Annotated in this window: 11 protein-coding genes; 4 read left to right on the top strand and 7 right to left on the bottom strand. The window is 65.8% G+C overall.

Translation table 11 applies throughout. The features are described 5' to 3' along the window. Nucleotides 1–43 precede the first annotated feature (43 nt). The 4 genes from ACR9ZH_RS00460 to ACR9ZH_RS00445 form a co-directional block, all read right to left on the bottom strand. Nucleotides 44–1,606 carry a two-component system sensor histidine kinase NtrB gene (locus tag ACR9ZH_RS00460; RefSeq protein WP_481288787.1) on the bottom strand — a complete coding sequence of 521 codons (1,563 nt, stop codon included), beginning with the start codon at nt 1,604–1,606 and terminating at the stop codon, nt 44–46. 18 nt (nt 1,607–1,624) lie between these two features. Then, the gene (locus tag ACR9ZH_RS00455) at nt 1,625–2,074 is read right to left on the bottom strand and encodes a response regulator (protein ID WP_481288786.1); all 450 of its coding nucleotides are present in this window, start codon (nt 2,072–2,074) and stop codon (nt 1,625–1,627) included. Then, nucleotides 2,071–3,867 (bottom strand): sensor histidine kinase, encoded by a 1,797-nt coding sequence (locus ACR9ZH_RS00450; protein ID WP_481288785.1) that lies wholly within the window; start codon nt 3,865–3,867, stop codon nt 2,071–2,073. The genes ACR9ZH_RS00455 and ACR9ZH_RS00450 overlap by 4 nt, the downstream gene beginning before the upstream one ends. 168 nt (nt 3,868–4,035) lie before the next feature. Next, on the bottom strand, nt 4,036–6,384 hold the full coding sequence (locus tag ACR9ZH_RS00445; RefSeq protein ID WP_481288784.1) for a GH92 family glycosyl hydrolase: 2,349 nt from the start codon (nt 6,382–6,384) through the stop codon (nt 4,036–4,038). A 166-nt stretch (nt 6,385–6,550) separates the two neighbouring features. Here ACR9ZH_RS00445 and ACR9ZH_RS00440 point away from each other — a divergent pair, with 166 nt between their 5' ends. The 4 genes from ACR9ZH_RS00440 (at nt 6,551) to ACR9ZH_RS00425 (ending at nt 11,216) form a co-directional block, all read left to right on the top strand. Continuing rightward, the gene (locus tag ACR9ZH_RS00440) at nt 6,551–7,600 is read left to right on the top strand and encodes a LacI family DNA-binding transcriptional regulator (protein ID WP_481288783.1); all 1,050 of its coding nucleotides are present in this window, start codon (nt 6,551–6,553) and stop codon (nt 7,598–7,600) included. 113 nt (nt 7,601–7,713) lie between these two features. After that, entirely contained in the window at nt 7,714–8,943 is a 1,230-nt protein-coding gene (gene fucP, locus ACR9ZH_RS00435) for an L-fucose:H+ symporter permease (protein WP_481288861.1), read from the top strand. Nucleotides 8,944–9,018: 75 nt separating this feature from the next. Next, nucleotides 9,019–9,999, top strand: a complete 981-nt coding sequence (locus ACR9ZH_RS00430) for a carbohydrate kinase family protein (RefSeq protein WP_481288782.1) — start codon at nt 9,019–9,021, stop codon at nt 9,997–9,999. After that, nucleotides 9,996–11,216: an AGE family epimerase/isomerase gene (locus ACR9ZH_RS00425; RefSeq protein ID WP_481288781.1), complete on the top strand. Its 1,221-nt coding sequence runs from the start codon at nt 9,996–9,998 to the stop codon at nt 11,214–11,216. The genes ACR9ZH_RS00430 and ACR9ZH_RS00425 overlap by 4 nt, the downstream gene beginning before the upstream one ends. Before the next feature lie 22 nt (nt 11,217–11,238). Here the strand turns inward: ACR9ZH_RS00425 and ligD are convergent, their stop codons facing one another. From ligD to ACR9ZH_RS00410, 3 genes are all read right to left on the bottom strand, one after another. Beyond that, a complete protein-coding gene (gene ligD, locus ACR9ZH_RS00420; protein WP_481288780.1) occupies nt 11,239–12,111 on the bottom strand; it encodes a non-homologous end-joining DNA ligase in 873 nt (290 codons plus the stop codon). Nucleotides 12,112–12,114: 3 nt separating this feature from the next. Further along, complete coding sequence (ku, locus tag ACR9ZH_RS00415; RefSeq protein ID WP_481288779.1) at nt 12,115–13,077, bottom strand: non-homologous end joining protein Ku; 963 nt, start codon at nt 13,075–13,077, stop codon at nt 12,115–12,117. Between the two features lie 194 nt (nt 13,078–13,271). Then, nucleotides 13,272–15,179, bottom strand: coding sequence for a CocE/NonD family hydrolase (locus ACR9ZH_RS00410; protein WP_481288778.1), 1,908 nt, complete (start codon nt 15,177–15,179; stop codon nt 13,272–13,274). Nucleotides 15,180–15,192 lie beyond the last annotated feature (13 nt).

Here is a 15,192-nt window from a genome sequence, read left to right as displayed (position 1 = left end):
CGACAGCGAAGTCAACCGGGATAAATTCCTAGGAGCGAGGACCTCAGCGCTTCCCCTCGCTCGCATCCAGCGCCTCGCGGACTTTCCGCAACAACCCCCTCGACTGCACCGGCTTCTCGATCACGTACAGGTGCTCGAGCGGCGGCAGCTCGTCGAAGTTCGGCGGCGAATCGGGGCGGGCCAGCAGCAGCACCGTGCCGGTGTAGCCATGGTCGAGGAGCGCGGCGAGCGTGCGCACGCCGGTGAAGAGGTTCATGTCGGCGTCCATCACCACGAGGTCGGGCACGCCGTGCGCCTCGATCCACTGGAGCGCCGCCGTACCGCTCTGGCTTGCGCCTGCCTGGTAGCCATAGGCGTCGAGTGTGTCCACGAGCAGCGAGAGCTGCACCGCTTCCTCGACCACAACCAGTACGCGTTCGGCTTCGCCTTGCAGGCTCGCGTCCATGACCTGGGGATCGAGCTGGTCGGAGTCCTCCGCGCGAAGCGGCAGGTAGAGATGGAACTCGGTGCCTTCGCCGGGCTGGCTGCGCACGCGCATGAGACCGCCATGGCTGGCGACGATGCGCTTGCACGAAAGCAGGCCGAGCCCGGTACCCGCGGGCTTGGTGGTGAAGAACGGTTCGAACAGGCGATCCAGCACCTCCGGCGGCATGCCCTCGCCGGTATCCATCACCGAGAGGCGCAGGTAACGCCCTGGGGAAACCGTCTCGGCTTCGACAAAGAAATCGTCGGTCAGGCTCACCACGTCGGTCTCGACCCTGAGCTTGCCGCCATCGGGCATGGCCTGGATGGCATTGAGGCACAGGTTCAGCAGGCACTGCTGCAATTCGGTATGGTTGCCCTCGAAAGCCACGTCGGGATCGAAGATATCTACTTCCATCTGCACCGTGCGGGGCACGCTGCCCTGCAGGAGCAGGTTCAGCGCTTCGATCAGTGCGCCGAGCTTCACCTGCTCGGCACGCCGGGCGCCGCGCGCGAACGACAGCATGGAGGAAACCATCTCCAATCCTCGCCGTCCGCAATCGCGCACCAGCTTGCCCAGGCGCGCGAGGCGCGGATCGTCCGCATAGTCTTCCAGCGTGTCGCCGGCGAGCAGCAAAGGCTGCAGCAGGTTGCGCAGGTCGTGGCTGAGGCCGCCGGCCAGCAGCGCGAGGCTTTCGAAACGCTGCGCACGAATCAGTTCGAACTCGGCGCGCTTGCGCGCCCGCTGCTCCTCGGCCTCGCGCAGCGCACGGCGCACCGCGGTAGCGAGACGGGCCGTGTTGTGCTTCAGGATGTAATCGGTGGCGCCGTTGCGCAGCGCCTCGATGGCGGCTTCCTCGCCCAGCGTGGCGGAGATGAAGATGAAGGGGATATCGGTGGAGCGCTCACGCAGGATGCGCAGCGCGCGCTCGCCGCTGAAAGCGGGCAGGCTGAGGTCGGACAGGACGATGTCGGGCTGGAAGCCGTCGAGGGCGGCGACATAAGCCTCCTCGCTGTCGACGAGTTGCACGTCGAAGTCGATGCCGTCCTGTTCCAGCTCGCCCTGCACGAGTTCCGCGTCGAACGCGTTGTCCTCCACCTGGAGGATCCTCACCTTCTGCAATTGTCCGCCTATGTCAGTCATACCTCCGCCCCACTTCCCTCAATCGCCGTCCGGACGCTGGTTGAGCACGGCCCAGAAGTGACCGAGCGTCTGCACGGCGGTGAAGAACTGCTGGACGTCCACGGGCTTCAGCACATAGGCATTCACGCCGAGGTCCCAACTGCGGGCGAGGTCGCTTTCCTCGCGCGAGGAAGAGAGGATGACCACCGGCAGACGCTTCCAGCGCTCCTCGTCCGTGCGCAGTTGCTTGAGCACCTCGAGACCGTCCATGCGCGGCATCTTGATGTCCAGCAGGATCACGGCCGGGTCGCCCTCGGCGCGGTCGGCATAGGCGCCGCGGCGGTACAGCCAGTCGAGGCAGTCCACGCCGTCCTCGAGGTGGACGATGGGATTGGCGAGGTTGGCCTCGCGCAGGGCGTCGATGGCCATCTCGGCATCGGCCATGGAATCTTCGACGAGGAGGATCGTGCGCAGGTCGCGCTTGTTCATGTGTCACCCGTTCTGGCGCCCGGAAGATCCGAGGCCGGCAATGAAAAATGGAAAGTGGCGCCGACGCCTGTTTCGCCTTCGGCCCAGGTACGCCCTCCGTGGCGCGCAATGATGCGTCGTACGTTGGCAAGACCGATGCCGTTGCCGGGGAATTCGGAAGCCCGGTGCAGGCGCTGGAACACGCCGAACAGCTTCCCGGCATATTGCATGTCGAAACCGGCACCGTTGTCGCGCACGCTGAATTCGTAGTCGCCGGCCGGGAGGCGGTTCACGCCGACTTCGATCGTCGCGACTTCGCGCTGGCCGGTGTATTTCACCGCGTTGCCGAGCAGGTTCTGCCAGACCGTGCGCAACATGTTCTCGTCGCCTATCACGATCGGCATGGGTGCGATCTTCCATTCGATGCGACGGCCGCGCGCGTCGGTTTCCACCAGGGCGCGCGCCTCGTCCACCAGGGATTGCATGTCCACGGGTTGCAGGCGCAGGGCGCCGCGGCCGAGGCGGGAGAACACCAGTAGATCGTCGATCAACTGGGCCATGCGGCGCGACGAGCTGATGATCACGTCGATGTAGTGGCGCGCGCGGTCGTCGGCCTGATCGCCCAGTTGCGCCTCGAGCTTGCCGGCGAATCCGGAGATGTGCCTCAACGGCGCACGCAGGTCGTGCGACACCGAGTAGCTGAAGGCCTCCAGTTCCCTGTTCACATCGGAGATCTGTTCCACCTTGCCTTCCAGCTGGCGGTTCAGTTCGATGACCTTCTGCTCGACCAGGGCACGCGCGGTGATGTCGCTTACCGTCACCAGCAGCGCCGGGTCGTCGCTGTCCGGCTGCTCGATGCGGCGCGCATTGATCACCACGAAGCGGTCGATGCCGTCGACGGTGCGCTGGGTCAGTTCGTAGTCCCACAGTTCGCGATCGCGCGTGATCACATCGCTGAGGCGCTGCAACAGCGCCGTGTCGGTCCATGCGCCGTCGCCGATCTCGCTCAGCGGTAGCTTGTCGTCCCGCTCCGGGTCGTAACCGTAGAGCTCGGCGAAAGCCGTGTTGACCAGCAGGGTGCGCAGTTGCCGGTCGAGCATCGCGATCGGCTCGCGCACGGCCTGCACGATGAGCTGCGAGCGCTTCACCGCATCGGCCACGCGCGATTCCGCGGCGAGGCGGATGGCGATCTGGCGTTCCGAAACGACCACCACGATGCCGAGCAGTGCGATCTGGGCGAGCGCGGCCACGAGGAGCACCAGCCGGTTGTTGTTCGCCAGCTTCTGGGCACGGCCGCGTCGCGCATCGAGCAGCTTGGTTTCGTCCGCCAGGACGGCGTCGATCTGCGAGCGGATGGGAAAGAGCTGCCGGGCGTCTTCCATGGAGGCGAGCGCGCCGGCGCGGTCGCCGGCGCGCAGGCGCTGCAAGGCCTGTTCGGTGAGGGCCATACGTCCGGCGGCGATGGATTCGAGCGCACCCAGCCGGGCCACCTGCTCCGGGTTGTCGCGGGTCATTTCACGCAGTGCCGAGAGGATGCCGGGGACCACCTTGCGCGGTGCTTGCAGGCGCTCCTCGAGCGGCCCGTTGTCGGACGCGCCGGCCAGACGGGCGTACATCGCGGCTTCGCTGCTGCGCAGGATCTCGGCGAGCTGGTAGACGCTCGCCTTCACCTCGGCCGTGTGACTGACCCAGTCCCGGGAATTGAGCGCCTCTTCTGAGCTCGAGCGCGTGACGACGTAGGGCAGCGCCACGATCACGAGCACGGCAGCGAGCAAGCCGACGAGGCGCCAGCGCAGTCCGATGCGTTCGATCATGCCTTCGTCATCCCCACGACGACTCCTGCCAAGGACGGACGTTCATTGTAGACGAGGACGGGCACGCCCTCCTCCCCCGCATGGCGAGAAAGGAAGGCGTACCCGTCCGGATGGAGGCGTGCTTAATGCCGAAGAGGCCGTGAAGCCCTCGTGACGGCAACAAGCTCCTCAGTTGGCTTGATCGCTCATCGAATACGGCTGCGCGCCCTGGCCCGTAGCCCAATCCTTCGCCGGGGTTTCCTGCATCGAGAAATGCAGTTCGCCGCCCGCCACGATTTCTTCGTGACGGATGAAGGTGCGCTCCAGCGGCTTGCCGTTGAGGGTGATCTTGCCCACGTACGGATGCTTGGCATCCAGATGGTCGGCGGATACCGTGAACTGCTTGCCGCCGGCCAGCTTGAGCGTGGCCTTCTCGACGAAGGGTCGGCCGATCACGTACTGGTTGCTGCCCGGCGCCACCGGGTAGAAGCCCAGCGAGGTGAAGATGTACCAGGCCGACATCTGGCCGAGGTCGTCGTTGCCGACCAGGCCGGTGGGCGTCGGGGTGTATTGCGTCTGCATGATCTTCACCAGGCGCTCCTGGGTCTTCCAGGGCTGGCCGGCATAGTCATAGAGATAGGCCACCTGGTGGCTCGGCTCGTTGCCGTGCGCATACCAGCCGATCAGTCCGGTGATGTCTTCCACGTGCGCGAACGACTTCGGGTCCACCTTCACATCGAACACCTGGTCGAGCTTCTTCACGAACGCGTCCTTTCCGCCCAGCGCCGCCATGAGGCCGGCGACGTCCTGCGGCACGTACCAGGAGTACTGCCAGGCGTTGCCTTCGGTGTAATCGGTGCCGTAGCCGGCCGACGACGGATCGAACGGCTCGCGATAGTTGCCGTCGCTCTTGCGGGCGCGGAGGAAGCCCGTCTTCGTGTCGAAGCTGTTCTTCCAGTTGCCGGCGCGCTTCATGAAGGTGGCGGCGACATCGTCCTTGCCCATGGCCTTGGCCATCTGCGCCAGCGACCAGTCGTCGAACGCGTATTCGACGGTCTTGGAGGCGGCTTCCGGCTGGCGGTCGATCGGCACGTAGCCGAGCTTCATGTAGTCGTCGAGGCCACCGTACGGACCGTACGTGGCGCTGGCGACCATCGCCTCCAGGGCGGCGTTGGCGTCGTAGCCGCGGATGCCCTTCATATAGGCGTCGGCGATCACGGGCACCGCGTGGTAGCCGATCATGCACCACGTTTCCATGCCCTGGTAAGCCCAGACCGGCAGGATGCCGAACGGGCTGGCCTGGCGAGCGGCGATCAGGGAGCTGACGAAGTCGTTGCTCTTTTCCGGCTCCAGCAGGGTCATCAGCGGTTGCTGGGCGCGATAGACGTCCCACAGCGACCAGGTGGAATAGAAGTCGAAGCCCTTGGCCGTATGCACCTGGTTGTCGGGGCCGCGGTATTCGCCGTTGACGTCCATGGAAAGGCCCGGCGCGATCATCGCGTGGTACAGCGCCGTATAGAACGTCTTGCGGGTCTGCGCCGGCGCCTGCACGTCCACGGACGACAGCGCCTTCTCCCACGCCTGGCGGGCTTCGGCCCGGCGGGCATCGAAGTCGAAGCCGGCACCGTCCTTGTCGAGGTTGGCCACGGCATTGTCCTCGCTCACCGAGGACACAGCGACCTTGACGATCAGCGGCTTGCCGAGGTCGCCGAAGTCGAACACGCCTTCGAGCGCCCGGCCGCTGATGGCATCGTTGTCGTCGGCGCGGTTGCCCGGACCGGCGAAGCCCCTGTAGGGAACGTCCTTCTCCCGGTTCTTCAGGCTCCGCGAGGACAGCGGCTGGTTGAAGCGCATGGCGAAATAAAGCTGGCGACCCGGGGCCCAGCCGCGGGTGGTGCGGCCGCCGGTGACCGTGCCGTCCGCGCGCACACGCAGCGAGGACCAGAGCACCTTGCCGTCGTAGTCGTAGATGCTGGGGCGCAGGTCGAGCAGCAGGTGGGCGGGCTTGCCCTTGGGGAAGGTATAGCGGTGCCAGCCCACGCGGGCCCCGGCGGTCAGCTCGGCACGCACGCCGTAGTCGGCCAGCGTGACGGCGTAGTACCCTGCCTCGGCTTTCTCGCTTTTGTGGTCGAACCGCGAGCGATAGCCGCTACCGGGCTGGTCGGGGGAACCGGGGTCCAGCTTCACATCGCCGGCGATGGGCATGACGAGCACGTCGCCCAGGTCGGAATGGCCGCTGCCGGAGAAGTGCGTATGGGAGAAACCCAGGATGCTGGAATCGCCGTACTGGTAGCCTGCGGCCCATTTGTACGCGTGCTTGAAGTCCGGCATGGCCGTATCCGGCGAGAGCTGGATCATGCCGAACGGCACCGTGGCGCCCGGGAAGGTGTGGCCGTCGCCGCCCGTCCCGATCAGGGGGTCCACCGCTGCGAAGGCGCTGTCGGCCTTGCCGGCTGGGGCCGCGGCGGACAGGGCCGGGAGGGCCAGGGTCAGGGCGGCGGCCAGCAGGCCCCGGCGCAGGCGGGTGGTTCTCGACATCGTGGGTTCCCCTCGGGTGGACGAATGGCGGGTCCCGATCATTTGGATCGTGACAAACGCGTCGAACGTAGCAAAGATAGCGTATTCGCGCATGTTGCAGTGCGTGATGCATCCCTGGCCCCCCCGCGCGATGATCGCCGGGTTTAGATCGTTTGAAGGAGTTCCGATGTCGAGGAATACCCCGCAGCGCCGCAAGGTGACGCTCGCCGATATCGCACAGGGCTGCGACGTCTCCCGGGCGACCGTCTCGCTGGTGCTGCGAGGCAGCCCGCTGGTGAACTCGGTCACCCGGGCCCGGGTGGAGGCCGAACTGAAGCGCCAGGGCTACGTCTATAACCGCGCGGCCGCCAATCTGCGCCGGCGTACCTCCTCGAGCATCGGCCTGGTCATCAACGACCTGGGCAACCCCTTCTTCGCCGAATTCGCCGCCGGTGCCGACGAGGCCCTGGCCAGCGCCGGATACGTCACCCTGCTGGGCAATACCGGCGAATCGCCGGTGCGCCAGCAGGCCGTGCTGAATTCCCTGATCGAGCATGGTCCCGCCGGCATCATCCTCTCGCCGGCCGAAGGCAGCGAGGGCGACCAGGTGCTGGCGGCCGTGGGGATGCATACGCCCCTGCTCGTCTTCAACCGCGAGCTGCCCGACGACGACGGCGCCCACCGCTGGGACACGCTCGAAATGGACAACGAGCACGGCGCGCGCCTCGCTACGGAACATCTCATCAGTCTCGGCCACCAGCGCATCGCCTTCTTCGGTGGCCACCGCGATTCCAGTTCGGTGGAACAACGCCGCCGGGGCTATGCGGGGGCGATGCGCGATGCCGGCCTGAAGGTCGATCCAGCCTGGCTTATCGAGAGCGCGCCGACGCGTCTTGAAGCGGCTCGCCAGACCGGCGCGCTGTTCGCGCGCGATCCGGCGCCTACGGCGGCGGTTTGCTACAACGACGCGGTCGCGCTGGGGCTTATGCTTGGCCTGACGAAGCGAGGCCGCCGTCCGGGCGAAGATTTCGCCCTGACCGGTTTCGACGACGTCGCTGAAGCCTCGGTGTGCGTGCCGCCCCTCACCACCATCGCGGTGGACCCGCGTGGCCTGGGACGTCGCAGCGCCGAACTCATCCTCGAAAGACTTGGCAATCCCGAGACGGAAGCTGCCTATACGATCGCGCCGGTAAGGCTGGTCGTACGCGAAAGCAGCTGTCCTCCGTCCTCCCCCTGAACCTGACAATGGAGCGCCCCATGGCCACCGGTTACACGCCATCGCCCAACTCGCCGTCCGCCGCGACACCCGGCGACGACCGCTACACCTATTTCCCGCTCGCGCTCGGCGTGATGACGACGATCTTCTTCATGTGGGGCTTCCTGACCTGCCTGAACGACATCCTCATTCCGCACCTGAAGGCCGTGTTCGAACTGAACTACGCGCAGGCGCTGCTTATCCAGTTCACGTTCTTCGGCGCGTACTTCATCATGTCGCTGCCCGCCGGCAAGCTTGTCGCGTCGCTCGGCTATAAGCGGGGCATCGTCGCCGGCCTCATCATCGCCGGCATCGGCGCCGCGCTGTTCTGGCCCGCCGCCGGCATGCGCATCTACGGGTTCTTCCTCGGCGCCCTGTTCATCCTGGCTACCGGCATCACGGTGCTGCAGGTGGCGGCAAATGCCTACGTGGCCCTGCTCGGTCCCGAGAAGACCAGCTCCAGCCGCCTCACCCTCGCCCAGGCGCTGAATTCCTTCGGTACGTTCCTCGCGCCGTTCTTCGGCGGCTTCCTCATCCTCTCCAGCGAGGTGAAGAGCAGCGCCGACATCGCAAAGATGAACGCCGCGGAGCAGATCGCCTACCGCGCCCACGAAGCCGGCACGGTGCAAGGCCCGTACATCGGCCTGGCCGTGGTGCTGGTGCTCCTGGCGATCGGCGTGTACCTGTTCAACCTGCCCGCCCTCGAGGAAACCACCGAGAAGGCCGACGACAGCCGCCACTCGCTGATGGACGCGCTCAAGACGCCGCACGTGTTCTTCGGCGTGCTGGCCATCTTCTTCTACGTTGGTGGTGAGGTCGCCATCGGCAGCTTCATGATCAACTACCTCGAACTGCCCGAAATCGGCAACATGTCGGGTGCAGTGGCCGCAAGTCACGTGGCCTTCTACTGGGGCGGCGCGATGGTCGGCCGCTTCATCGGCTCCGCCTTGCTCGCCCGGTTCTCGCCGCGCCTGCTGCTGGCCGTGTTCGCCGTGATCAACGGCCTGCTGGTGATCACCACGATGTCGACGACGGGCACCGTCGCCGTCTACAGCATCGTCGCCATCGGCCTGTTCAACTCGATCATGTTCCCGACGATCTTCTCGCTCGGTATCGAACGCATGGGCCCGCTCACCGGCAAGGCCTCCAGCCTGCTCATCATGGCCATCGTCGGTGGCGCGCTGATCCCCTGGATCCAGGGCGTCATCGCCGACCAGATCGGCCTGCAGCATGCCTTCTTCATCCCGCTGATCTGCTACGCGTACATCGTGTTCTACGGTCTCAGCGGTTCGAAGGTGCGCAACGTGCCGGTCGCCACCCGTTGATCGTTTTCTTCATCCGGGGGCCGGTCCAGGCCGGCCCTCGCGTTTTCTTACCCGCCCCTAAGGACAGGCCGTAGCATGTCTTCCATCCTCTGCTTCGGCGAGGCGCTGATCGATTTCCACGCACAGCCCCAGGGCGGCGCCGGTCAGCCTCCCGCCTTCGTTCCCTTTGCCGGCGGCGCGCCGGCCAATGTCGCCGTCGCCGCGGCGCGCCTCGGCGGACACGCCCGTTTCGCCGGCATGCTCTCGCGAGACATGTTCGGGGATTTCCTGCTGAAAAGCCTCACCGAACTCGGCGTGGGAACGGAGGATGTCGCGCGCACCGACGAGGCGCGCACTGCGCTTGCCTTCGTCGCGCACGACGACAAGGGCGACCGCAGCTTCAGCTTCTACCGGCCGCCCGCCGCGGACCTGCTGTTCCGTCCCGAGCACTTCCGCCATGGCGCGTTCGACCGCCTCGGCATCTTCCACGTCTGCTCCAACTCCCTGACCGAGGCCGCGATTGCCGCGACCACCGTCGAAGGCATGCGCCGCGCGCGTGCCGCCGGCGCACTGGTCAGCTTCGACATGAACCTGCGCCCCGCGCTCTGGCCACGCGACGAGGCTCCCCTGCCCCGCCTGTGGGAGGCCCTGCACGAGGCCGACGTGATCAAGCTGAGCGCGGAGGAGTTCGCCTTCATCCACGCCGGCGCCGGCTCCGACGACGCCGTGCTCGAGCGCCTGTGGCGCGGCAAGGCACGCCTGCTGCTGGTGACCGACGGTGCCGAGCCCATGCGCTGGTTCACCCGCTCCGCGCGCGGCACGCTGCTTGGCTACACGGTGGACGCCGTCGATACCACCGCCGCCGGCGATGCCTTCGTGGGCGGCCTGCTCTCGCGGCTCGCCGCGGAAGGCGTCACGCCGGAGCGCTTCGACGCGCTCATCCAGGACGAGGAACGCCTCATCGGGCTGATCCGCTTCGCCGCCGCGTGCGGCGCGATCACCGCCACCCGCAAGGGCTCGTTCACCGCCATTCCCGATCAGGCCGAAGTGAAGGCCTTCATGGAGCAACACGCATGACGACCGTCCCCCTCCCCGATTTCCATTCCGTCGATGTGCTGCGCGACCACGTCGCGAAGACGATGGCCTTCTACAAGCCGAACGAAGTCGATCCCGCCGGCGGCTTCTTCCATTACTTCAAGGACGACGGTTCGGTATACGACCGCAGCCATCGTCACCTCGTGTCCAGCACGCGTTTCGTCTTCAACCATGCGATGGCCTACCTCGAGTTCCACAAGCCCGAGGACAAGGAACTCGCCATGCACGGGCTGAAGTACCTGCGCGAGGTCCACCGCAATCCGGAAACCGGCGGCTACGCCTGGACGATCGCCGACGGCAAGCGCGACGACCAGATGAACCACTGCTACGGCCTGGCCTTCATGCTGCTGGCCTATTCCTGCGGCGTGAAGGTCGGGTTCGACGAGGCGCGCGGCTGGCAGGACGAGATCTGGAACCTGCTCGAGCAGCGCTACTGGGAGCCGGCGCACGGCCTTTACCGCGACGAAGCCGACAAGGACTGGAACTTCACCGGCTACCGCGGGCAGAACGCGAACATGCACATGACCGAGGCGATGATCGCCGCGTGGGAAGCCACGAAGGACGACCGTTACCTCGATCGCGCCATGCTCCTGGCCAACAACATGACCCAGCGCCAGGCCGCGCTCACGCCGCAGAAGCTGATCTGGGAGCACTACCACGAGGACTGGTCGATCGACTGGGAATACAACCTCGACAACCCCAAGCACCTGTTCCGTCCGTGGGGCTTCCAGCCCGGTCACCAGACCGAATGGGCCAAGCTCCTGATGATGCTGGAGCGTTACACCAAGGGCACGCCGCGGCACAAGGACTGGCTCGTTCCCACCGCGAAGCACCTCTTCGATGAGGCGCTGGACAAGGCCTGGGACAAGGAATACGGCGGCATCGCCTATGGCTTCGCCCCGGAAGGCGAGGTGTGCGACGACGACAAGTACTTCTGGGTGCAGGCCGAGTCCCTCGCCGCGGCGCAGCTGCTGTTCGAGACCACCGGCGAGAAGAAGTACGACGAGTGGTACGAAAGGATCTGGGCCTACAGCTGGGAACACCTCGTCGATCACAAGTACGGCGCGTGGTACCGCATCCTCAAGCGCAACAACGAGAAGTACGACGACGAGAAGAGCCCTGCCGGCAAGACGGATTACCACACCATGGGCGCGTGCTATGAGGTGATGGCTTCGTTGCGCCGGATGCAGGGGAACTGAATTTCGCCGCGCGCGGCTCTACCTACGGCAGCGTCTGCTTCAAGGAAGCGATCCCTTCCCAGGGATCCGCTTCCAGCGTCTTCGCCCGCTTCAGCGCTTTCTTCATGTCGAAGGCCCCGCCGCTCTTCAGGCGGGCGATTTCCTCCCAACGCAACGGCATCGCCACGGGCGCGCCGGGACGCGCACGCAACGACCAGCCGGTGACGCTGGTCGCCCCGCGGGTGTTGCGCAGCCAGTCGATGAAGATCAGGCCTTCGCGCTTGGCCTTGCTGGCCTCGGCGATGTAAAGCTTCGGCTTCTCCGCCACGAGCGCATCGGCGACGCCTTCGCAGAAGGCTTTCACCTTCTCCCAGGACGGCCCGCGGCGAATCGGCGCTACCACGTGCAGGCCCTTTCCGCCGGACGCGCGAACGAAGCTCTCCAAGCCCGCGTCCGAGAGGCGTTCGCGGATCATGCGCGCCCCGGCGACCACCTCCTTCCATGCCACGCCCTGCGCCGGATCGAGGTCGAAGATCATCCGGTCGGGCTTGTCGGGGTCGTCTGACCGGGAGCCCCAGGGATGGAACTCGAGGGTGTTCATCTGCACGAGTTCGAGCACGCCGCGCACGTCGTCCACGTAGATGTACTCCGCATCGTCGCCGCCCTTCTCTTCCAGCGTGACCGCGTGGACATGTTCGCCCAGTGTGTCGGCGTGGTGCTTCTGGAAGAAGCACGGACCCGTAGAGCCCTGCGGGCAACGGACCAGCGAGAGCGGACGTTCGCGCAACTCGGGAAGCATCCAGCGCCCCACGGCTTCATAGTAAGCCGCCACTTCGCCCTTGCTCGGTCCGCCCTCCCCAAAGACCTGGCGCTCCGGATGGGTGATCGTGACGCCGCCGACGACGAGGCCCGCCATCGATCAGCCCGCCCGCCGCTTGGACGGCGCCTTGCGGGTGGCGGTCTTCTTCGCAGCCTTTTTCGCCGCGGTCTTTTTCGCGGCGCCCTTCTTCGCCGTGGATTTCCTCGACGAGGTCTTCTTCCCCTCATCCTCCCCGGCCGATACATTCTTCGCCGCCGGCGTACGCGTCTTCGCGCCGATGCTCTTCTTCAGCAGCGCCATGAAGTCCACCACGTTGGTGGCGGCGTTCTCCGGCGTGCGCTCATCTTCCTCCACCGTCGCGGTGACACCCTTGCTCTTCAAGCGCTTCTCGATGGCGCTGCGCAGCTTCGCGCGGAACTCGTCGTGGTAGTTCTCGGGCTTCCACTTGCCCGACATGGACTCGATGAGGTCCTGCGCCATCTCCATCTCGCGCGCAGAGATGCGGTACTCGGAAGCCGACTTGGCGGGGAGCTCGAAGTCGGCGACATCGACCACCTCGGACTGGTAACGGAGGAGGTTCATGACCAGCGCATCGTCTTGCGGCATGACGGCGGCGAGGTATTCCTTCGTGCGGATGACCACACGGGCGATACCGACCTTGCCGGTCTTCTTCAGCGTCTCGCGCAACAACACGTAGCCCTTCTCGGCCTTCTTCGCCGGAAGCAGCACGTACGGCTTCTCATAATAGGCCGGGGAAATATCCTTTCCGTCGACGAAGCTGTCGATCTCGACCGTCTCGTGCGCATCGCTGGCGGCGTTGCGGATGTCCTCTTCCTCGAGCACGACGTAATTGCCCTTCTGGTACTCGAAGGCCTTGACGATCTCCTTCCAAGGCACCTCTTCGCCCGTTTCGGCATTCACCCGCTCGTAGCGCACCGGGGTGTTGTCGCGCTGGTCGAGCATGCGGAAATGCAGGTCGTTGCGACGCTCGCCCGACATGAGCCGGATGGGAATGTTGAGCAGACCGAACGAAAGCGTTCCGGTCCAGATAGGGCGGGCCATGGCGCGGTCCTCGGGGCGTAGATGCTGCGAGGATACGGACGCAGGCGTGCAGGGATTGCAAAAATCGCCGGGTGGGAGGCCAATGTAGGAGCGCGCCATGCGCGCGACGGCTTTTGGGGCCGAGAGCTACAGGGCCTGTAGCTCCTGGCGAATAGCTGTCGCGCGCAGGGCGCGCTCCTACAATGCCGCGCGCGTTACCTGGCGCCTGCCACCGGCAACTCGATGGCGCTGGCCGTGCCGGGCGCGTGCCACACCTGCTGCGTCGCCTTCTGGTAGTCGGAGGGCTTGGCGAAGAAGATGTTCGGCACGAAGGTCTGCGGGTTCCTGTCGTAAAGCGGGAACCACGAGGACTGCACCTGCACCATTACGCGGTGGCCCGGCTGGAAGGTGTGGTTCACCGTCGGCAGGCCGAAGCGGTACTCGAGCGGCGTGTTCGCGGTCAGCGGCTTGCCCTCGGCGAACCCTTCGCGATAGCGGCCGCGGAAGATGTCCATCGACACCGGAAGCTCGTAGCCGCCCATGACGGGGTTGCTGGCGTTCGCCGCCGGGTAGACGTCGATGAGCTTCACCACCCAGTCGCTGTCGGTACCGCTGGTGGAGGCGTACAGGTTCACCTGCGGAGCGCCGGCCACCTTGAGCGGCGCGGTGAGCGGTTCGCTCACGTAGGTCAGGACGTCTGGACGGCCGTCGACGAAACGCTGGTCGTGCACCAGCCAGGTGGTCCATTCCTTGTGGTCGGCGAAGCTCACCGGCCGGGGCAGGTAGGGCACCGGTTTGGCCGGGTCCGACACGTACTCGTCATACTTCGCGTCGCCCGCGGCAGGGGCGTTAAAAGACAACTTTCCATTGGCGCCAAGGTACAGCGGACGGGTCGTCTTCCCCTGCGGCCAGGACGGGAAGCGGTCCCAATGGTTCTCGCCCGTGTTGTAGATGAAGACCGGCGGCGTATTGGCCTTGGGCGCGCCGTCGACCAGGTACTGGTTGAAGAACGGCAGCAGCACGTCGCGGCGGAATTGCAGCGCGGTGTCGCCATCCCATTGCAGCGCACCCAGCGAGAAGGCGTCGTAGTTCACCTGGCTGTGCCGCCACGGGCCCATCACGAGGAAGTTCTTGTCGTTGCCCTTGTCCTTCGGCTCCACGGCCTCGTAGCTGTGGATCGCACCCCACATGTCTTCCTGGTCCCACAGGCCCTGCAGCCACATCGTGGGCACCTTCAGCGGCTGCTTCGCCATCACCTTGTCCAGCGCCTGTTCCTGCCAGTAGGCGTCATAGGCGGGATGCTCGCTGAGCTTGCGCCAGTAAGGCAGCTGGTCGAAGCCGTTGGCCCGGGCGTAGTCGCCCGCCGAGCCCGCTTCCAGGAAGTTGGTGTAATCGTCGAAGCCGGCTCGCGGAATGGTGGCGCCCTTGCCGCGCTTCACGTTCTGGCCCGCGATGTAGTCGAAGTTGGTCTGGCGGAAGGCCCCGTAATGGAACCAGTCGTCGCCCATCCAGCCGTCGACCATCGGACTTTCCGGAGCGGCCACCTTGAGTGCGGGATGCGGGTTCACCAGGGCCATGACCACCGTGAAGCCCTCGTACGAGGAACCGATCATGCCGACCTTCCCGTTGGACTCGGGCAGGTTCTTCGTCAGCCAGTCGATCGTGTCGTAGGCATCGGTGGAATGATCCACCTTCGTATCGTTCAACGGACCGCGCAGCGGCCGGGTCATCACGTAGTCGCCTTCGGAGCCGTACTTGCCGCGCACGTCCTGGAACACGCGGATGTAGCCGGCGTCGACGAAGACTTCGTCGCCCACCGGCAACAGGTTGCGCATGCTGGTCGCATCGGAGCGCGCGGCGCGGCCGTCGGCATTGTAGGGCGTGCGGGTGAGGAGGATCGGCGCGTGTTTCGCGTTCTTCGGGATGACGATGACGGTATGCAGCTTGACGCCGTCCCGCATCGGGATCTCGACGACACGCTTCACGTAATCGTTGGCCGCGTTCGGCTGCTCGAATTTGGCGGGGATGTCCGGCGTCATCGGCGCGGTTTGCGCAGCGGCGAACGCGGAGGCGACAGCCAGGGACAGGGCGAGCATCGGCAGCAACATGGGACGATGTGGCATGGGCATTCCTGTG

Source organism: Luteibacter sp. SVR4-7G, assembly GCF_056755555.1.
This window is presented reverse-complemented; position numbering and strand designations above follow the sequence as displayed.